Source organism: Pseudoalteromonas sp. B62 (assembly GCF_037162565.1).
GTDB classification, from domain to species: Bacteria; Pseudomonadota; Gammaproteobacteria; order Enterobacterales; family Alteromonadaceae; genus Pseudoalteromonas; species Pseudoalteromonas fuliginea.
The window spans coordinates 687102-707897 of record NZ_JARLVB010000002.1; the positions used below are offsets into that span (position 1 = coordinate 687102).

At 40.2% G+C, this 20796-nt stretch carries 13 protein-coding genes, 3 pseudogenes and 1 riboswitch; of the genes and pseudogenes, 6 read left to right on the plus strand and 10 right to left on the minus strand.

The features are described from left to right. Positions 1-49: 49 nt before the first annotated feature. From P4S71_RS07585 to P4S71_RS07595, 3 genes are all read right to left on the minus strand, one after another. Positions 50-2797, minus strand: a complete 2748-nt coding sequence (locus P4S71_RS07585; protein WP_096793914.1) for a TonB-dependent receptor — start codon at positions 2795-2797, stop codon at positions 50-52. A 190-nt stretch (positions 2798-2987) separates the two neighbouring features. After that, the gene (locus tag P4S71_RS07590) at positions 2988-3959 is read right to left on the minus strand and encodes an aldose epimerase family protein (RefSeq protein ID WP_337150392.1); all 972 of its coding nucleotides are present in this window, start codon (positions 3957-3959) and stop codon (positions 2988-2990) included. A gap of 200 nt (positions 3960-4159) precedes the next feature. After that, positions 4160-4558, minus strand: coding sequence for an acyl-CoA thioesterase (locus tag P4S71_RS07595; RefSeq protein WP_337150393.1), 399 nt, complete (start codon positions 4556-4558; stop codon positions 4160-4162). Positions 4559-4591: 33 nt separating this feature from the next. On the opposite strand from P4S71_RS07595, the gene P4S71_RS07600 reads away from it, so the two are divergent. Further along, complete coding sequence (locus P4S71_RS07600) at positions 4592-5296, plus strand: 2OG-Fe(II) oxygenase (RefSeq protein ID WP_337150394.1); 705 nt, start codon at positions 4592-4594, stop codon at positions 5294-5296. A gap of 20 nt (positions 5297-5316) precedes the next feature. Here P4S71_RS07600 and P4S71_RS07605 read toward each other — a convergent pair whose 3' ends face one another. The 6 genes and pseudogenes from P4S71_RS07605 to P4S71_RS07630 all read right to left on the minus strand — a co-directional run bounded on the left by P4S71_RS07605 (position 5317) and on the right by P4S71_RS07630 (position 13855). Then, the gene (locus tag P4S71_RS07605; protein ID WP_337150395.1) at positions 5317-6552 is read right to left on the minus strand and encodes a cysteine desulfurase-like protein; all 1236 of its coding nucleotides are present in this window, start codon (positions 6550-6552) and stop codon (positions 5317-5319) included. Between the two features lie 11 nt (positions 6553-6563). Then, entirely contained in the window at positions 6564-7196 is a 633-nt protein-coding gene (locus P4S71_RS07610; RefSeq protein WP_337150396.1) for a 2OG-Fe dioxygenase family protein, read from the minus strand. A gap of 199 nt (positions 7197-7395) precedes the next feature. Further along, positions 7396-9993 carry a bifunctional aconitate hydratase 2/2-methylisocitrate dehydratase gene (gene acnB, locus P4S71_RS07615; RefSeq protein ID WP_337150397.1) on the minus strand — a complete coding sequence of 866 codons (2598 nt, stop codon included), beginning with the start codon at positions 9991-9993 and terminating at the stop codon, positions 7396-7398. Positions 9994-10285: 292 nt separating this feature from the next. After that, positions 10286-11341, minus strand: a complete 1056-nt coding sequence (locus P4S71_RS07620; protein WP_007376227.1) for an OmpA family protein — start codon at positions 11339-11341, stop codon at positions 10286-10288. A 398-nt stretch (positions 11342-11739) separates the two neighbouring features. After that, a pseudogene (locus P4S71_RS07625) lies at positions 11740-13148 on the minus strand (protein adenylyltransferase SelO). Positions 13149-13156: 8 nt separating this feature from the next. Then, positions 13157-13855: a DNA-3-methyladenine glycosylase I gene (locus P4S71_RS07630; protein WP_096793921.1), complete on the minus strand. Its 699-nt coding sequence runs from the start codon at positions 13853-13855 to the stop codon at positions 13157-13159. A gap of 191 nt (positions 13856-14046) precedes the next feature. Then, positions 14047-14247: riboswitch (Lysine riboswitch) on the plus strand. Positions 14248-14437: 190 nt separating this feature from the next. Here P4S71_RS07630 and dapA point away from each other — a divergent pair. From dapA to P4S71_RS07655, 5 genes and pseudogenes are all read left to right on the plus strand, one after another. Further along, positions 14438-15322: a 4-hydroxy-tetrahydrodipicolinate synthase gene (dapA, locus tag P4S71_RS07635; protein WP_337150398.1), complete on the plus strand. Its 885-nt coding sequence runs from the start codon at positions 14438-14440 to the stop codon at positions 15320-15322. Between the two features lie 15 nt (positions 15323-15337). After that, a complete protein-coding gene (locus P4S71_RS07640) occupies positions 15338-16078 on the plus strand; it encodes a 2,3,4,5-tetrahydropyridine-2,6-dicarboxylate N-succinyltransferase (RefSeq protein WP_337150399.1) in 741 nt (246 codons plus the stop codon). Then, positions 16078-17281: pseudogene (locus tag P4S71_RS07645) on the plus strand (PLP-dependent decarboxylase). Before P4S71_RS07640 ends, P4S71_RS07645 begins: the two are co-directional and overlap by 1 nt. A gap of 5 nt (positions 17282-17286) precedes the next feature. Then, on the plus strand, positions 17287-18408 hold the full coding sequence (locus P4S71_RS07650) for a succinylglutamate desuccinylase/aspartoacylase family protein (protein WP_337150400.1): 1122 nt from the start codon (positions 17287-17289) through the stop codon (positions 18406-18408). A gap of 378 nt (positions 18409-18786) precedes the next feature. Then, positions 18787-19820, plus strand: a pseudogene (locus tag P4S71_RS07655) (phospholipase A). Positions 19821-19892: 72 nt separating this feature from the next. Here P4S71_RS07655 and P4S71_RS07660 read toward each other — a convergent pair. Continuing rightward, entirely contained in the window at positions 19893-20786 is an 894-nt protein-coding gene (locus tag P4S71_RS07660; protein WP_337150401.1) for a bifunctional GNAT family N-acetyltransferase/hotdog fold thioesterase, read from the minus strand. Positions 20787-20796: the final 10 nt, after the last annotated feature.

Genomic DNA, 20796 nt, shown 5'->3' on the forward strand with positions numbered 1-20796 from the left:
TAATGCACTGCAATGAAAACTAAGAGGCAGTCGCTGCCTCTGCTATCAATTAAAACGATCCACGAATACCAAACGCGTAACGTGAGCCATTATCTTCTACTGAATAGATTTGGTTAGCAAAACGACCTGTTTGTACTAGCTCTTCTTCAGTGATATTGATGCCTTCAGCAAAAATAGTGAAGTTTTCGTTAATATCGTAGCTTGCACTAATATCCCACTGACCGTAAGTTTCTACGTTCACTGGTTCACCGTTAAAGCCATTATCAACTAAGCGTAAAAAGCCTTCACGGTTGTTAAATGCAACACGTGCTTGCCAGTTATCTTGCTCATAAAACAATATTAAGTTTTGCGAATCGCCTAAACCTTCAAGTGCAAACGTTTGTGTGGTGTCTTCGCCTACGCTAATGTCACTATCTACGACTGTGGCATTGGCTATAATACCAAAGCCATTATCAAATATGTGCGTCACACCAACTTCATAGCCCGTTACTTTAGCTGACTCACCATTTTGAGGGCGAGTTACTGTGTATACCTCTGAACTACCATTGAGTTCATCATCAGCTTGGTCTGTACATGTAGTACACGCAAAATCAGGACCCGAACGGTCAGACATTTCAAATGTTTCTGCACCTGTTAGCGTGACAATGAAGTCATCAACTTCTTTACTAAATACTGCAAAGCTAAATAAGTTAGCATCGTTGTAGTACCACTCGTAAGAAATATCCCAGTTTTCTGATTGGAATGGCTTAAGAGCAGGGTTGCCACCATTTGCCGTTAAGTTTTGACGACGAGGCTCGTTAAACGTAGTCGCTGGTGATAACTGCGACATCGTTGGACGAGTAATACTGTCGTACGTAGCAAAACGTAAAATCATATTGTCTTGCAGTTCTAACTTAACATTTAAAGATGGTAGTAAGTTTGAGTAGCTAGTCCCTTGTTCAATGCTTGTAGCCGGACCAAATACGTTAGCAAACAAAGTTGCATCCGTCGTTGGGATTACATCACTAATAAAGCTCTGTATTGCAGCTACTTCAATATCAGTTTCAGAATAACGTGCACCTAAGTTAACGGTTACAGGCATATCCGCAAGGTCAAAACCAAGCGTAAAGTCCATGTATAGGCTGGTGATGTCTTCGTTGATTGTGTAACGGTTATTTTGTAATGTTGGCTCTACTGGGAAACCTTGATCGGCTAAATAATCAAGCATTTTATCACCGTCGTAGGTGTAAAAAGTATCGATCAAACCTGGGAAGTAGTTACTTGCTTGATAGGCTTCAAAATCAATTGCATCAAGTGGTGCTTGCGTCCCATAACCACAAAATTGACATTGAGTACCATAAACTTGAAAACTTGATTTTTCACGCTCTTGGCGATAAGCACCAAAGTTGATTCGATCTACAGGGCCTTTATCTGGCACGTATTCAAAATCAGCTTTTACTTCTGTGATTTCATCTTCATCTGTAAACTGAAGACCGACTTCATTGTAGTGAAGGCGCGCAAGGCTAGGATCTGGGAGTGAACCATTTTCAAACCCGTCATGCTGAACAGTAGGAACACTGCCTGTACCATCAAAGCTATAGCTATTAATAATACCTACAACATTAAAACGGTCAGTACCTGCACGGTCATTTTCAGCTGTTGAGCGAGACACATCAAATTTAGCTTTTAATAATTCGTTTACTTGCCAATCTACGTTAATACCAAATGCTTTATTAGTTACATCACGAGAGTTACGAGTGTGCGACACAAAGTCACTTGCAGGGTCGCCACTTGGCGCACCTAAACCCACTTCTTGAGAGAAAGTTAAAAGCGTGCCTGTTTCTGGATCAATCGTTGCGCTACCTACGCGGTCTGGTTCAAACCAAGATGCTAAATCGCGTACTGTTGAATCAACTTCAAATTTTGAAATCATGCCATCAACAGTAATAGTAACATCGTCAGATGGCGCATATTGCAGTACTAAACTTGCATTTGTACGCTCACGATCTTGCTCATCAACAACTTGGTCCCAGTTACGTGGAATATAGGCATTTTCAAACAATACACCATCAGTTGGATTAGAGATTGTTTGGCCGCCGCGCCAACCTGCCGTTAAAATTTGGTTATTTTGAAGTTTACGTTGTTGATTAGTGATGGCAAAAAGCACACCTAGCTTATCATCGTTAAACGTATTACTTATTAAGAATGATGTTGATGGGGATACTTCTTCAGAAAGGCTTTCGTACATACCTTTAACTGAACCTAAAATATGTAAACCACCAAAATCAAAAGGACGTGCTGTAGTTACGTTAACCGTACCACCAATGCCGCCTTCTTGAAGCGTTGCTGTATTACTTTTATAAATATCAGCACCGGTGATTTGATCTGCGGCTAATACATCAAAATTAAATTCACGACCTGCACTGTCTGTCGCAATTTGACGACCATTAACAAGTACAGTATTAAATTGTGGACCAAAACCACGAATAGTTACCGCTTGTCCTTCACCACCACTGCGGTCAATTGCTACACCTGTAATACGTTGCAGAGATTCTGCTACGTTTAAATCAGGAAATTTACCAAGATCTTCTGCTTTAATCCCGTCTGTAACAACATTAGATGCTTTTTTATCTAACATTGATGAACGTAAGCTGCTGCGGATACCCGTTACTGCGATAACTTCAACATCCTCATTTACTACTGTAGACGTATCGCCTTCAGCGCCTTGAGCTGCAACGTTTCCGCTTGCCAATATGCCAGTGATAGCAATACTGATCGCGGTTTTCTTGTTGAACGATAACTTATTGTTAATTATCATTTTTTAAAAACTCCTGATTGTGTGTAGTCGTTGTGTCGTTGTGCTAGTGCAAATAGTTTCAAATACTATTTATATTATAAATACTTTAAATCAAGCTGAAGTGCAACCTTTTCCTTGATTGTAGAGCGTTATTTATTACCGTATTTTTTCTTTTTATTTTCTTTAAATTAACATCAACATATTGAGTTAATTACGAAAATGCGTAAATAATAACCTGTTCATAAACTTCATCAGGTAATAAATTAGCTTTTGGATAATTTTCACGGTTTGGCGCGTCAGGCCAATTTTGCGCTTCAACACACAAAGCTTGTCGTGCTTTAAAAGGCGCACCGACGAAGTTAGCGGTGTATAACTGCATACCTGGCTGAGTGCTTTTGAGCGTTAAATTAACCTTCGTGTGTGGCGAGGTTAATGTAGCCATCGTCTTTAAACTGCTGTCATCATTAAAAATATAGCAGTGGTCAAAGCCGTTTCCAGCTTCTAGCTGAGGATGAATGGCGCTTAATGCCTCCCCAACTTGACTTGGTTTGGTAAAATCAAAACAACTACCTGTCACTAATGCCGCTTCATTAAGCGGGATGCTGGTTTTATCGATGGGAAGGTAGTGACTGGTATTTACTTGAACAGAATGATCATTAATTGATTCGCTGCCATCAAGGTTAAAATAACAATGGTTAGTAAAATTAACGAGTGTTTCTTTGTTAGTCGTAGCTTTAAAGCGTAATGCAAGCTCGCCATTTTTAGCACTAATCGTTTGCCAAACCTGTAACTCACCGGGGAAGCCTTGCTCACCATCGGGCGAGCAATAATAAAGCTCAACTTCACTTTCAGTTTGTTTGGTTACTTGCCAAAGTACTTTATTAAAGCCTTTAACACCGCCATGTAAGCTATTAGGGCCGTTGTTCGTTTCTAATTGATACTGCGTACCAGATAAGCTGAAACGCCCCTTTGCAATACGGTTAGCGTATCTACCTACTGTAGCGCCAAGGTAAAATGGGTTTTCAAGATAGTATTGAGGGTCATCGACGCAAAGTGTCATTTCTTGCTTTTTAAACTTTATGCTTTTAATTATTGCACCAAATGGCAAAATTTCAGCGGTTAAATCTTTACCATCACTGAGCTGAATAACTTGTAAAAGCTGGTTATTGGCAATAGCTACCACATGTATTCTCCAATCAAATTACCGAATTAACATTTTCTGTTATGACGGTGCAACAATATATATTATAAATAGTATATAACTGAAGCCTGTAACTCAATCTAAATGCGTTAAAATTTCTCGACAAAAATTTACAGTTGCCGTCATATATTTACAATAATTCAGCTCAGTATGGGCTTATGTAAAATATAAGCCTCGTAAGGTTAACTGCTTTGGTAAATATGCTCGTTAAGCGCCGCATTTTCGTCAATGCTAAGCGCTTGTTTTGATTTAGCAATAAAATCGTACCTCACCATAACGGCCTTACCTATTGCGCAGCATTTATCATCTTGCCATGCTTCTTGCCTAAGCGTAAAAGAGCTAGTGCCTATATGCTCTACAGAGGTTTTTACTGTTACTTCGTGGCCATAAAATAATTCGCCTACAAACGACACTTCAACTTTGGCAATTATCAACTTCCAATCATGTGGGTTTAAGTCAGGTGTAAAAAACTTAAAAATAGGTGCACGTGCAACTTCAAACCATACCGGGAGTACGGTATTGTTAATGTGTCCGAGCGCATCAGTTTCACTAAAGCGCGGCATCACTTTTTCAATAAACATAAAAATCCAATAATAATTATATAAAGGTTACTCATGACGGACTTTATTCGCGTATACGATAACGCGCTAGGCAATGATTTTTGCGATGAATTTATTACCACATTCGCGCAAAGCCCGCATGTAAAACAAGGGGTGACATCGGGCGGTGTCGATCTAAAGAAAAAAGACAGCCACGATCTACACTTAAATAATCACCCCGAATATGCTCAGCAATTAAAACATATACAACAAACAACTGCACAGCATGTTTTTAAGTATGTTGAAGAGCATATTTTTATGATGATTGGGGCGTTTGGTTTAAAGGTATATCATCCAAAAACGGGGGAAGTAGTTGATTTAACTCATGCTAATTTTGAAGAAGTAGGAAAGCCGCAACTCCCCGTTTTAGTGCAGCAGATTTTTAGACTTGGCAATATTCAAGCGCAAAAATACGAAGTAAACAAAGGTGGCTACCCTTACTGGCACAGTGAAGTTTATCCGCAACTACAGCACAATGAAGCATTACATCGCGTGTTGCTATTTATGTTTTACTTAAACGATGTAGAAGAAGGTGGTGAAACAGAGTTTTATTATCAAAACCGTAAAATAGCCCCTAAAAAAGGCACTATGGTAATAGCACCTGGCTACTTTACACATACTCATAGAGGCAATAAGCCAATATCAAACGATAAGTATATTTTAACATCGTGGGTGTTGTTTAATCGAGCAGAACAAATATATGGTGCGCCTAAGAGTTAGCGCACCAAAATCAGTATTATTTAACCGAGCAGTTCATCAAATAAATTAAACAACTGATCTAGCTCTTCAATGGTGTTGTAGTGCATACAACCAATACGCACTACACCGCCTTTGTCGAGTACACCTAACTGCTTACACAAACCTTGCGCGTAAAAGTTACCGTCCCACACACAAATATGCTGTTTGCCTAAAAATTCTGAAACGGCGCGTGGCTCAAGTCCTTCAAAAATTAAAGCAAAAGTGGGTGTACGCTCATTAAGGCGATCAAAATCATCAATACCAAACAAATTAATGCGTGGATAATTAACTAAGCGCGTTAAAAAGTGTTCGCTAAGCGCCATTTCGTGCTGCTTAGTTTTAGCAAAAGCTATGCTTAACTTTTCGCGGCGTGAATGGCTATCATCAAGCTCACTAATCGCCGCAATGTAATCAACAGCCGCGATAAAACCAGCCATTGCTTCAAAGCTTTGTGTGCCGGTTTCCCAGCGACCTGGTGCTATGTCTTTAGCTGGCTCAACTTTGTACGGTGTAAACCCATCTAAATGCTCTTTTTTACCGTAAACCATACCCAAATGCGGACCAAAAAACTTATACGCCGAGCAAGCTAAAAAATCGCAATCAAGTGCTTGTACATCAACAAGTTCGTGCGGTGCGTAATGTACGGCATCAACATAAACAAGTGCGCCTACGCTGTGAGCAAGCTCTACAATGCGTTTAATATTATTAATTGAACCTGTGGTATTTGACGCATACGTTACCGCAACAAGCTTAGTATTACTGTTTAATAAGCTTTCAAACTGCGCCATATCTAAGCTGCAATCAGCTTCGTTAATAAGCGCAGTATTTACAACAACACCTTTATCTTCTGCGGCTTGTTGCCACGACGATACATTCGAGAAGTGATCAGCGTTAGTTACAATTATTTCATCGCCTGCCTGCCAATCACGCGAAATTGCACGGCTAAAGCTAAATGTGAGGCTGGTCATGTTTGGACCAAACACAATTTGTTGTGAGCTAGGTGCATTAAGTAAGTCAGCGGCGGCTTGGCGCGCATTCGCCATCAACTCAACCGTTTTATCACTTGAAAAAAACGCGCCACCTAAGTTCGAATTATAATGACCTAAATAAGCAGTCATTGCAGTAAGCACCGATGTTGGTACCTGCGAGCCGCCTGGTCCGTCTAAAAATATTGGCGATTTACCATCAACGTTTTGCATTAATGCTGGAAACTGCTCACGTAATTGCGTTATGTTCATGCCTAACTTCCTTAAGACGTTAATACAAAACAATCCAGGTAACCTGGTTTGCTAGCATCAATTTTGTTCATAGGTGTTGCGTTGTGCCACACTTGACGGTCGTTTATTAATGCAAACATACCGTCTTTTATTTCCATTTTAAAACAAGGCTCAGCTTGCTTGCTTTCGTATACAAGCAGTTCGCCACCTTCTAAGTTCTCGTGAGATACGCCGCATATACATACATGGTCAAAACCATCTTGATGAACGCCTTCTGGCGCTGCAGGTGTATCGCTATCGATGGCAAGCATGCGGAACTGATGAATTTCAATATCACGCTGCTCATTAATACCGGTAAGTTGGCGAAACTCATTGACGATATTTTTCATACCCTCTGATTCAAGTAAACTTTGCTCTAGGTTTTCGTAAGTACGCTCTACATTACCCTGAAAAGTATTAATTGAATCGTCTTGAACAAATGCTTTGGTTTTTTGTAACTTTATTTCACCATTTTGCATTTTAACTACTGAATAACGACGTTTACGAAAAGCACCATCTGCATATGGATTTGCAGGCAGGTTATCAAAAGAAGGCTTAACCAAATCAATATTTACTTGGTTAATAAAACGTAATTGCAGTAAATTCTGGTTGTTTAATGCTGTCATAAAATCTCGCCTAAAATAATGAGAATATTGGTGAGGATTTTAATGCATATTGAGAGGATTTTTTGCTTTATTACTCAACTTAAAAACAGCTTAAGGCCAGAGTTAATACAAAAATACAAAAAAGAAGCATGAACTATCTAATATTTATTTTAGTCAATAAAAAACCCGCCAAAGCGGGTTTTTAAACAAACTTTAAAAATTATACAGCTTGTTGAATAATAACCTTGTCTGCTTTTTTAGTGTAAGCAGGCATACGGTGGAAGTTCAAGTAACGGTAAGTATCTGCAGCCGTTGCATTGATCTTCGCTGCGTACTCTTGGTACTCAGCTGGAGTAGGTAATTTACCTAAGATAGCCGCTACAGCAGCAAGTTCTGCTGATGCTAAGAATACGTTTGCACCATTACCTAAACGGTTAGGGAAGTTACGTGTAGAGGTAGACACAACCGTTGCTTTGTCTGCAACGCGTGCTTGGTTACCCATACAAAGTGAACAACCTGGTGTTTCGATACGTGCACCAACACGTCCAAAGATACCGTAGTAACCCTCTTCAGTAAGCTGGTCTTTATCCATCTTAGTTGGTGGAGCAACCCAAAGTTGAGTTGGTAACTGACCTTTAAAGCCATCTAGTAATTTACCCGCTGCGCGGAAATGACCGATGTTAGTCATACAAGAACCGATGAACACTTCGTCGATTTTCTCGCCAGTAACGTCAGATAGTAAGCGCGCATCGTCTGGGTCATTTGGAGCACAAAGAACGGGTTCTTTAATCTCAGCTAAATCGATTTCAAGTACATGCTTGTACTCTGCATCAGCATCAGCTTCCATTAGTTCTGGGTTAGCTAACCAATCTTGCATTGCAGTAATACGGCGCTCAATAGTACGTACATCGCCGTAACCTTCAGAGATCATCCATTTAAGCATAACAATGTTTGACTCTAGGTATTCTGCGATAGATTCTTTAGAAAGTTTAACCGCACAACCTGCTGCTGAACGCTCTGCAGATGCATCTGATAATTCAAATGCTTGCTCAACAGTAAGGTGTTCAACGCCTTCAATTTCTAGTACACGACCAGAGAATTCGTTAATTTTACCTTTTTTCTCAACTGTTAATAAACCAGCTTTGATACCGTAGTAAGGAATTGCATGTACAAGGTCACGTAAAGTGATACCTGGTTGCATTTCGCCTTTAAAACGAACCAAAATAGATTCTGGCATATCAAGTGGCATAACACCCGTTGCTGCTGCGAATGCAACTGCACCCGAGCCTGCTGGGAATGAAATACCTAGTGGAAAACGTGTATGTGAATCACCACCAGTACCTACAGTATCTGGTAGTAACATACGGTTTAACCATGAGTGAATTACACCATCACCTGGGCGAAGTGAAACACCGCCACGGTTCATAATGAAATCAGGAAGCGTATGGTGAGTGTTTACATCGATAGGTTTAGGATAAGCTGATGTATGACAGAAAGACTGCATGGTTAAATCTGCAGAAAAACCTAAACAAGCTAGATCTTTAAGTTCATCACGTGTCATAGGACCTGTTGTATCTTGCGAACCAACAGTTGTCATTTTAGGCTCACAGTATTGACCTGGGCGAATACCTGCAACGTTACATGCTTTACCAACCATTTTTTGCGCTAGTGTGAAGCCTTTGTCAGATACTTCTGTTGCTGTTGGTACTTTAAATACGTCAGTTGGAGCTAGACCAAGTGATGTACGTGCTTTATCAGTTAAACCACGACCAATGATTAGTGGGATACGACCACCAGCACGAACTTCGTCTAAAATTACATCAGATTTAAGCTCAAAAGTAGAGATTACTTTATCTGTACCATGTTGCTTAACAACACCTTCGTACGGGTAAATGTCGATTTGCTCACCCATGTTAAGCTCATCAACATTTAATTCGATTGGTAATGCACCTGAATCTTCCATTGTGTTGAAGAAGATTGGAGCAATTTTATTACCTAGACATACACCGCCAACACGCTTGTTTGGTACGAACGGGATATCATCGCCCATAAACCAAAGTACAGAGTTAGTTGCAGACTTACGAGAAGAACCAGTACCAACAACATCACCTACATATGCAAGTGGTAAGCCTTTAGTTTTTAATTCTTCAAGCTGAGAGATTGGACCTACTTCGCCTGGCTTGTCTGGTGTAATTCCATCACGTTCAATTTTTAGCATTGCTAAAGCATGTAGTGGGATATCTGGACGAGACCATGCATCTGGTGCTGGTGATAAATCATCCGTATTTGTTTCGCCAGTTACTTTAAATACAGTAACTGAGATCTTTTCAGCAACAGCTGGCTTATTAGTAAACCACTGCGCATTTGCCCAAGACTCAATAATTTGCTTAGCGAATGTGTTACCCGCTTTTGCTTTTTCTTCAACATCGTAGAACGCATCAAACATAAGTAATGTATTTGAAAGGCCTTTAACTACGATTGGTGCAAGTGTTTCGTCATCAAGTAGGTCAATCATAGGTGCGATATTGTAACCACCCAACATTGTACCTAACAATTCCGCCGCTTTTTCTTTAGAAACAAGTGGAGAATTAGTTTCACCTTTAGCTATAGCTGCTAAAAATCCCGCTTTGATATAAGCAGCATCGTCAACACCCGCTGGTATACGCTGAACAAACAAATCTAAGATGAACTCTTCTTCACCTGCAGGTGGATTTTTGATTAATTCAATAAGATCAGCAGTTTGCTGAGCATCTAATGGCGCTGGTACGATACCTAACGCGGCACGTTCTTCTACGTGTTTACGATATTCTTGTAGCACAATATTGCCCTCTTGGTGACGTGAAAGTATCCGGTAGCGCTTCAAGCGCAAATAAGTTACCCAATACTTATAGTATTCTAACGCGTAATTATAAAGCTTTTATAGATAGATGAAAATCCATCCAGTTACGCAACTGATTATACCGATTATAAATACTATGAATAGTGGTTGTAGTAAAAACTATTCCCATGAATACTTGTTAAGTAATAATCATTACCATTAACCAATATTAATTTATTACAGACATAAAAAAACCCAGCTCTTGGCTGGGTTTCTATTACAAACTATTTAATTAACGTAAAACTTTAACGTTTTTGATAGTTTTGATATGCGCTTCTACACGACGGTTTTCTGCGTTTGCAGCTTTAGTGTTTGCATCATTTTTAAGACGCTCTTCACCTAAACCAACTGTAGTAATGCGATCTTGAGCAATACCATCAGCAACAAGTTGCTTAGCTACAGCATCAGCACGCTTTTTAGATAACCATTTATTGTAAGTTGCTTTACCTACAGCTGAAGTGTGACCTTCTAAAAGCACTGTTGTACCTGGGTACTCTTTTAAGAACTCAGATACTTTTTCGATATCATTTAAGTACTGAGTAGATACTGCTGATGTATTATTAGGGAAAGTCACTAATAAGCTTACAGTTACTTCTTTATCTTCATATAAAGTACAACCAGTGCCATCAACTGCGTCAGTCATTGGCGTGTTTGGACATCTATCGTCAGCATCTAAAATATTATCATTGTCGCTGTCTGAAGGCGCGACTGCAACTTCAACTACTTCTGGAGCTGGTTTTACTGGCTCAACTGGTGCTGAGTTTTGGCCAAATAAGTAGTTAATACCAATTTTAGCGCCTACATCTGTGTAACCACGGTCAAGACCTTGGTATACAGCTGTTTCAGCATTTACAAATAAACCATCTGTAATGAAATGTTGGTAACCAACACCTGCATTTAAGAATGTGTTGTCATCTACTACGTCCATTTCTTTAATACCGAAAAGACCGTAGAAAGGACCGCCATTTAAATGATAAAGAGCATCAATACCGTAACGCTCGCCATCAATACTGTTGCGGTTGCCAGCAACTTTATCAAAAGCATTAAAATCCATGTCTGCATATTCTAGGCGTGCGCTCCAGTAATCACTGAAACGGTAACCAGCTTCAACACCCCAACCAGTTGATTCATTTACATCAAGACCAGCTTGAGCACGCATGTTTTTCCAAGATGCGTCATAGTAGTCACCAAATGCGCCAATGTAGAAACCTTCTTCTTTATCTGCAGCAAATGTAGATACGCTAGTTGCAGCTAACGCAATTGCGATTGTAAGTGATTTTAATTTCATTGTTTTCTTCCCATTTTAACAATTAAAAATTGTAGCTAATCAATACTAGCTCAATCTGTTTTATACAGACTAACCGAACCTTTGTTAATCAATACTTAACGAATAATAAAGTTTATAAATTTTTTAATTAACTATAACGACATCCAACCACCCATTGTAGGTGAAATTAAAAATATTACCTACTCTGCAAATAATTTATAGTTGTGGTTTTTTTATAAATCGATAGCCTGCGATAAAAACAGGAACAATTCAGTTAAATGCACTTTTATACACAGCAAAACTTACTTATCCTTATAAAATGGATGATAACACTTGAATTTATTTTGCTCAATCAATGAACACTTCTAAAAATGAAAAATGAATATTTATAATCATAAACTTACATCTAAAATTAATAGTTAAGTACCGCAAAAAGTACGATACCCCTGATCACTTTTAGGAGGCGTCTGAAAATCGACAAGCTTATTCACTTCATTATAAGGATTGCTCAGTACTTTTAAAAAATCACTTAATAGCGCACTTGACCCCATTTCGCTGTAGTCAGTAATAATTGATTCAATGATGTGATTGCGTGGTATTACTCGAGGGTTCGCTTTTCGCATTACTGTATAACTATTTCCATCAACCCGGCTTTGCCATTTACATGCCCATTGCGCTAATGCTTCAGGAATAAGCGCTTCCTGTTTTAACGACTCGGTTAATGCATCAAAGGTATTGGTGTAATCGAATTTATGATCTTTTAATAATGTTAACAATTCTGCAACTAATTTTGTATCGCTTTCATCAATACCGACTAAGCCCAACTTTTTTGCCCACATAACCGTAAATTCAGTATTAAACTGTTCAGCAAAGCTATTTATATGTGGCGTCATTAGCGAAACAGCTTGCTCATCATCGTCATGAATTAGTGGTATAAGACTTTCAGCTAAACGGGCACAGTTCCAGTTAGCCATATTCGGCTGGTTACCAAATGCATACCGACCTTGTTTATCAATAGAACTAAATACAGTATCAAAATCAAAACTGTTCATCATGGCACATGGGCCGTAATCAATGGTTTCTCCGCTTACTAGCGTATTATCTGTATTCATTACTCCGTGAATAAAACCAACACGCATCCAGCTCACAATTAGCTTAACTTGGTTTTTAATCACAGCGCCTAAAAAGGCTAAATAGCGCTGCGAACCTGTATCGGTTATTTCTGGGTAGTGTCGCTCTATAGCTAAATCGGCTAAATTTTTAAGCCCTTCAACATCGCCTTGCGTCGCTAAATATTGAAATGAACCAACACGAATATGGCTCGTTGCTACGCGAGTAACGATAGCCCCTGCTTGTAGCGGATTACGGTAAACCGTTTCGCCACTGCCAACAACCGCTAAGCAGCGTGTGGTTTTAACTCCCAGCGCATGCATTGCCTCACTCATTACGTATTCACGAATAGCAGGACCAAGTGCACAACGTCCATCTCCCCTCTTGAGTAAGGAGTAACACCAGAGCCTTTTAATTGAATATCCCACAACTGGTTTTTATCATCATTAATAGCGCCCAGTAAATGCGCTCGCCCATCGCCTAAACGTGGTGAAAAATGTCCAAATTGGTGCCCAGAATAACCAAGCGCTACTGCAGGAATCGCCTGCTTTTCGTTACCGCTAAAAGTGCTGGCACGCAAATCAGCCGCAACGTTAATATTAAACTCTTTTGCTAAGCTCTCGTTCCACAGCAATAACTGAGGAGAGGCGACACTTGCAGGGAAATCTTCAATCGCGAAGTTTTCCGCAATGTCTGTGTATCTTGGCACTAATTTCATGGTAATTCCTATTGTTGCTGACTTATACCAACACGGTTGTCACCTACGCCATAAGCAACAATTAAGCTCAACTCTTGCATACTTAAGCCACTTTGCTTTTGCATTTCGTTAAAAAAGGCCTGGGCTGCACTCAGTGATTTTTTAGTTTGTAAGCCGCCGTCTATAATTTTATGGGCACGTAAGTAATTCTCTACATCGCGTGATAATAAAAAAGTATCTTTACCAAGTGCTCGCAATGCATAAGGGCCAGTATTTCCGCCTAAACGCGAACCATGCTTTTTTAAATACGCCCATAAACCAATAATATCGTCTGTTGGCCAATTAGCGATAAACTGGCTAAAACTGCCATGTTCCCCTGCTATCTCGTGGATCATGTAAGCATTTTCGGTAATTGTTTTTACTTTTTTATAGTTACGAACAATACGCTCATCAGTAGCTTTTTGTTCCAGCATATCGGGTGGCATCATTAATAACTTATCAACGCTAAAATCCCAAAAAACCTCTCTAAAGCCCGGCCACTTATTATTAATGACTGACCAATAAAAACCGCTTTGAAATACTTTTCGAGTAAATTCTTCAAGCCAATCGTCGTCACTTAACGTGCTTAGTTGTTTTTTAGATAACGGTTTTGCAAGTAATAACTTCAGCATTTTTTCGGAGCCTTTTCGCTCTACAGCTCGCTTATAAATATCGCTAAATTTTTCCATACTAATTAAATACCTCACTACTTATATTGCTAGTGTACGAGAAAAGCACCCAATACGTAACCACTCCCATTATGGATGAATGAATATGCATTTAGTCGCTTGACACCCAGACGGCTAAAATGCTTTAATCGCCGTAATTACCCTATTTAAATTGCTCAGGTTTGTAAGTTTTACTCTACAAACAGGTGCAAAGGGCTAGAAGAGGTGCGTTATTCAGGTAGCGTATGTTAGGAGCGCAAACTCCAGTGAGCATACGTGAGGGGAATTAACGCCGAGAAGTAACCACTTTTGCGAGGTGTTTATTTCGGGCGACTAGGTTGAACCCTAGCGACTGTCACCAATAGCTGCTTATAAAAAGCAGCTTATTAGTTTGGTGGAGAGCTTCTGGTCTTAAATATTAAGGCCGTGCGCCCTATTATTTTAAGCCCATTCGCTCTTCGAATTATTAGTTCGAACGACGTTAATGCGGCTCCTTCCATAAAGCTTTTTAACTCTTCGAATAATATCAATTGCATTAAATTAGTTATCGCTAAAATGATCACGTTTTTAATAAAGTTGGTACAAATTATAAGTTCGTGAGAGATGATCAACAACTTCAATTTAAACGACTACTCATTGTGGACCGCGCTCGTAACGCCATTTGATCAACACGGCGATGTTGACTACAACACGTTAACTAAACTGGTTAGCGAGCAAGAAGCGGCACATAACGGTATTTTACTACTTGGCAGTACAGGCGAAGGCTTGGCGCTAACGCAAAAAGAGCAACAAGCCATTGTTGAACACGTATGCCAGCTAAAACCAGCAGTACCACTCATGGTAGCTGTTGGCGGTAGTAACTTAAAACAACAAATTGAGTGGGTTAACTACTGTAATACATTGCCAATTCATAGCTTTTTACTTGGTTCACCGCTTTATGCAAAGCCCGGCGCTATAGGTCAAACTCATTGGTTTGAAAGCCTACTTAATGCAAGCGATCACCCGTGTATGCTTTATAACGTACCGGGACGAAGTGCTGTTAGCATCCCAGCGGCAACTATTAAAAACTTAAAAAACAATAAAAATTTATGGGCGTTAAAAGAAGCGAGCGGCAGTATTGCTCAGTTTGAAGCTTACCGCCAAGCGGCCCCTAATTTAGCTATTTTTAGTGGCGACGATGCGCTAATGCCTTATTTTGCACAAGCCGGTGCAAAAGGATTAGTGTCGGTAGCTGCAAACGCATGGCCTGAACAAACTCACGAGTTTGTTAAACGCAGTTTAAGTGGTCAACACCCTAATTTATTTGCCCAGTGGTCAAGCGCTATTAATAGCCTATTTGCTGTCGCAAACCCTATTCCCGTAAAGGTACTGATGCATTTGCAAGGTCGCTTAAGCAGCCCGCAACTTCGTCCACCTTTAACACACCTTGAGTTAACTCAAACCGATTGCATCACAACTGCAAACAACACCATTTTATCTTGGCATTAAATACAGGTTTTTATAATGAGCTGGTTAGAACTATTAAGTAATTTAGAATCGGGCGCTGTACGCGCAGCATCACAAAACGAAAGCGGCCAATGGCAAGCTAACATAGAAGTAAAAAAAGGTATTTTAGAAGCCTTTAAAAATGGCACTAATACTGAGTTTGCAGGTGGTTTTGTTGATAAACATAACTTAGCTCCGCAAGAGTTTAGCACTGAAGATGGCGTGCGAATGGTGCCGGGTGGCTCAAGTGTTCGCCGTGGTGCTTATGTGGCTAAAGGCACGATTATTATGCCACCAGCGTATGTAAACATTGGTGCATATATCGACGAAGGCACAATGGTAGATAGCCACGCATTAGTTGGCTCGTGTGCACAAGTAGGTAAAAACGTACATTTAAGTGCTGCAGTTCAGCTTGGTGGTGTACTTGAGCCAATTGGTGCAAGCCCAGTAGTGGTTGAAGATGACGCATTTATTGGTGCAGGCTGTATTATTGTTGAAGGCGTAGTCATTAAAAAAGGCGCAGTACTTGCCCCTGGCGTGCGTTTATCAGCAACTATTCCAGTATACGATTGCGTAAACGAGCGCCAACTTGATAAAGGCGAGCCAATCCCAGAGTACGCGATTGTAATACCGGGCTCTCGCCCTGCGTCAAACGAATGGGCGAGCAAGCAAGGCTTAAGCATGTCGTGTGCGTTAATAGTTAAATACCGCGACGAGAAAAGCGATGCATCGTTATTGCTTGAAGAGGTTTTACGATAATGAGCTTTTTGAGCACGCCTATCAAAACCGCTGTAAATACTATTACACAACAACTTGATACACCTTTTTTGTTTACGACCTAGATCAACTAAACACGCATCTTGCGCGTTTAGTGGCGCAAACCGATGTAAAACTATGGTACGCGGTAAAAGCAAATCCACTGTCTAAAATAATTCAAAGCTTAGACAGCGCTGGCTTTAATTTTGACGTAGCAAGTAAAGGTGAGCTTGAGCAAGTACTCGCACAAGGTATTAGCTCACAGCGCGTGCTCAACACAGGGCCTGCAAAAAGCCCTAAACAAATAAAACACTTTATTGAGCGCGGCGTGCGTATATTCGTAGCAGAAAGCCTCAATCAAGTACGTTGGTTAAACCAACAAGCACAATTACAAAACACGCAGTTACAAGTATTACTGCGTGTGCAATTACGTTGGCCTGAAGGTGAAAAAACCCTCTGGGCGGCGATAGCCTTACGCCGTTTGGTATGGGTTGTGATGAGTGGCAAGCACTCAATGTAGCTGACTACCCTGCACTTAAGTTTGACGGCCTGCATATTTTTCAGTGGGGCAACATGCTTAGCACGCAAAAGCTAAGCGACTTGTGGTCACAAATGATTGCACCACTTAGTCAACTTGCCAGCGATTTAAATATTAGCCTTAAAATTCTCGATTTAGGCGGCGGCTTAGGAATTCCTTATACACAAAATGAAGCAACGCTTGATTGGGATGACTTAATTGCTGCGCTCGCTAAAATTAAAAATGATGCGGGTGTAGAAGAATTATGGATGGAACTTGGTCGCTATGCCGTGGGCGAATGCGGTCATTACGCAAACCCAGTAGTAGAGCGCAAACAAAACTATAATCAAGAACAAGTAATTTTAAGCGGCGGTATTAATCACTTATTACGCCCTGCTGTTACCAGTCAAGATTTTCCTGCTGCATTACTGCGTGAATCCAGTGCTAAAACTCAAGCGGTCACTTTATACGGCCCGCTTTGTACAGCGCTTGATTGCCTAGGTGAACATAACCTGCCAAGCGATTTAAATGAGCACGACTGGCTAGTGTTTAGCCAATGCGGTGCTTACGGCTTTACCGAAAGTATGCCGTATTTTTTATGCCATGAGCTAGCTGGCGAGTACACATTGCAAAACGGTACACTTACCTGCGTTCGCCAAGCCGAAAATGCCAGCCACTATTTAAGGTAATAAGCATGAGTAATACAACACACATCAGCCAAGAGAACATTGTAGTAGGGGAAGTTGCAAACGGCTTACCGCTTACAATTCCTGTGTATCGTTTAAAAGGCGATGGTACAGGGCCTAGTGTTTACATTCAGGCCAATATGCATGGCGCTGAAGTGCAAGGTAACGCAGTTATTTTTCAGCTGCTTGAGCAATTAAAACACCTTAATCTTAATGGCGATATTACCCTTGTACCTTATGCAAATCCGATTGGTTGTAATCAAAAATCTGGCGAGTTTACCCTTGGCAGGTTCGATCCGATTACGGGCACTAATTGGAATCGCATGTATCATTACAATAAAAATTTAGTGACACAGTTTGCGCAAAATCATACTCAGTATGACAACGCTACATTAAAAAGTAACTTCAAACAGGCGCTTATTGACGAAGTAGACAGCAAACTTAACGGCCCTGCTTATTTACTCAATACCGGTAAACGCATTGCGCTTAACTTACAAAAACTCGCTCATCAGGCTGATATAGTACTCGATTTACACACTGGTCCTATTTCCAGCAAGCATTTGTACTGCCCAACCTATGCAACCGACAGCGCACGTTACTTTAATATTGAACATGTACTGCTTATCCCCAGTGATTTTGACGGTGCTATGGATGAAGCTAACTTTTGCCCATGGTGGCATTTAAGTGATGCACTTAGCGAGCAAGGTCGTGAATTATCAATATCTGTAGAAGCATTTACGGTAGAGCTAGGCAGCCAAGAAAAAATAGACTTAAAAGAAGCACTAAACGATGCAAACAGCATTTTAAGTTACTTAAATCACAAAGGCGTATTACAAAACGCACCGCATACGCCAGCTAACATCACTCGCTATGCATGTAATTTAGATGACTACTTTGCTTATTACGCCCCTATTGGCGGTATGGTTGAATACATAGCCCCACTTGGCGGGCACATTAAAGCCGGTGAGCCTATTGCACATATTTTACGCATGGAGCGCTACTTAAGCGAGCAGCCACTGCAAACACTCACTCTTGATTGCGATGCAATTGCTATTTTGCACTTTGCCTCAGCGAGTGTTAACCAAGGTACCGAACTTTATAAGTTTTTTACTAACATATTTGAGCTTTAGCTCACCCTTCTCATTGCGTGAGAGTAATACCAATTGCATTAAATTAGTGATCTATTATAGCGATAAGGAAATAGCTTAATAACAAGGCTAAAATTATGGTACATAGTTGTTCTATATAAATAATTTTTAACGTAGTTAGTGAGTTATTTAATACGCTAGAATGATCATGTTTTTAATAAAATTGGTATAAATTAACTAAAGTAGTTAATTTGCATTAGAAAGCGGCCCAGGCCGCTTTTCTTTTGATCTGTGTTTATCTCAAATACGTATAATACGAAGTATAAGAAAAAATTCAGTAAAAGTTCACCGTTACATATGTAAAAAGACGTTATAATTAAATTAACGCATACAATAACTTAAACTCACAAAGGAACTACAATGAGCTGGCGCCACTGGATCACACTTTCTGCCTTAATAAGTACAGCTACCTTAGCACAAGAAGAGGTTGCTACAAACGAGCAAGACAACGAAATAAACCTTGTAAAACAGTGTATTTTAAACGAAGTTATTGGTGGAGACGGTAAACAAACTCTAGACGATCTTCGTAAGAAATGTTCGGCTCTTGAAGAAAACAAACAACTTACCGCGCTTGATAAACGCCAAGCACGTGAAGAAGTGGGTAAAAAAATCGTAATGTTATTACGCCACATAAACGTAATTATATTTTACCACTTTCGTACGTATCCCATCCCAATGATCGCCCTTTCGATGGCTTCGACGAATTAACTGATGATAATGATGGCGAACCGCTCGATAACTTAGAGGCAAAGTACCAACTTTCCATTAAAGTACCTTTGTACGATGATTTTTCAGATGAAGACCAAGCATTATTTTTTGGTTTTACGCTGCAATCATATTGGCAAATATATAATTCAGAAATCTCCTCACCATTTCGTGAAACGAACTACGAACCTGAAGTTTTTTGGATAAACTACCTCGACCCAGAAAATGTACTTTGGGGCGATGAAATGGCAATTGTTTTAGGTATTTCACATCAGTCAAATGGTCGTAGCCAGCCCAACTCACGCTCATGGAACCGTATTTACGCTGATTTCATTTGGGAAAATGAAGGGTTTGTTTTTAGTTTTAAACCTTGGTATCGCATAGCCGAGGACGAAAAAGACAACGTTTTAGAAGCTAAAGGCGACGATAATCCAGACATATACAAATACATGGGCTATTTTGAATTTAGCGGTGCATACCGTCTTAACGATCATGAATTTAGCTTTATGTCGCGTAATAACTTAAATTCAGACAATCGTGGTGCCATTCAGCTTGACTGGTCATTTCCATTATGGGGCCGAGTTCGTGGTTATGCACAATACTTTAACGGTTATGGGGAAAGTTTAATTGATTATAATGCCGATATAGAACGTATTGGTGTAGGTATATTATTAACCGATCTGCTGTAATACTTCCCTAAGTTTTACGCATTAAAAAGCCAAGCATTGCTTGGCTTTTTAGTGTTTTGAACAACTAAACAGTTATTTTTTTACTACAAACTGCCCTTCAAACTCCGCAACTATATTATCACCATCATAAATAGTAACAGGCACAACATAGCTTGCTTTACCTTCGGTTTCTAAATCGCTCAACTTACCTTTGCAGGCTTGCAAATCTACACAGCCACGAGGATCGGTATTAAGTGGTTTTAAATACTTAATGTTAGCATCGGCTAATACAATATTACCTTCAAGCCCGGCTTCTTTAAGTGCTAAGTACGTAGCACCCCAACCTGTTAGCGTGGCCAAGCTATAAATAGAACCTGCAAACATGGTGTTATGTAGGTTTAAGTTAGCGTCTAGGTCGGCGCTGGTTGTAAATTGCCAATCGGTGTAGCTTTCTACCTTAATACCCATCGCATCACTAATTGGAATAGACTCACGCCACGTATTTTGTAGCACTTGCGTCCAATTAGGATGGCGAAACCAGCCTGGCTCACACGGTTTTTGCTTTACCATTTTAAAGTGTTGTACATCGCCATACGCTAAGTGCGCTTTTTCTTTTAGTTCGTAACCGTGGCGTTTATAAAACTCAAGCGCACGTTCGCGAGCAAATAAAACCAGTTCATCAGCATTTTGCGTCCATGCTATTTTTTCAAGCTCATGTAATAAACGACTACCAATATGTTGATTACGATTCCCTTCAGCAACGGCCATGTAACGCACTTGTGCCTGTTCATGATTGTTAAAGTGCAAACGTGCTACGCCTAGCACTTCACCTTCTTTATTTTTTATAAAGCGATGCTCAGAATCTTGCTCCATATCATCTTGCTCAGAGCCACGCGGCTCGCCCCAAGGCGCGCGTAATACCTGCCAGCGCAATTGGTAATACGCTTGCCAATCTTCGCTACTTTGTGGGGTGCTTACCTGAAACATACATACTCCT

Coding starts and splice junctions, on each gene's coding strand:
- P4S71_RS07585 (WP_096793914.1), bottom strand. CDS start 2,797: ATGATAATTAACAATAAGTTATCGTTCAACAAGAAAACCGCGATCAGT.
- P4S71_RS07660 (WP_337150401.1), bottom strand. CDS start 20,786: ATGTTTCAGGTAAGCACCCCACAAAGTAGCGAAGATTGGCAAGCGTAT.
- P4S71_RS07640 (WP_337150399.1), top strand. CDS start 15,338: ATGAGCTGGTTAGAACTATTAAGTAATTTAGAATCGGGCGCTGTACGC.
- P4S71_RS07600 (WP_337150394.1), top strand. CDS start 4,592: ATGACGGACTTTATTCGCGTATACGATAACGCGCTAGGCAATGATTTT.
- P4S71_RS07610 (WP_337150396.1), bottom strand. CDS start 7,196: ATGACAGCATTAAACAACCAGAATTTACTGCAATTACGTTTTATTAAC.
- P4S71_RS07595 (WP_337150393.1), bottom strand. CDS start 4,558: ATGTTTATTGAAAAAGTGATGCCGCGCTTTAGTGAAACTGATGCGCTC.
- P4S71_RS07650 (WP_337150400.1), top strand. CDS start 17,287: ATGAGTAATACAACACACATCAGCCAAGAGAACATTGTAGTAGGGGAA.
- P4S71_RS07605 (WP_337150395.1), bottom strand. CDS start 6,552: ATGAACATAACGCAATTACGTGAGCAGTTTCCAGCATTAATGCAAAAC.
- dapA (WP_337150398.1), top strand. CDS start 14,438: ATGATCAACAACTTCAATTTAAACGACTACTCATTGTGGACCGCGCTC.
- P4S71_RS07630 (WP_096793921.1), bottom strand. CDS start 13,855: ATGGAAAAATTTAGCGATATTTATAAGCGAGCTGTAGAGCGAAAAGGC.
- P4S71_RS07620 (WP_007376227.1), bottom strand. CDS start 11,341: ATGAAATTAAAATCACTTACAATCGCAATTGCGTTAGCTGCAACTAGC.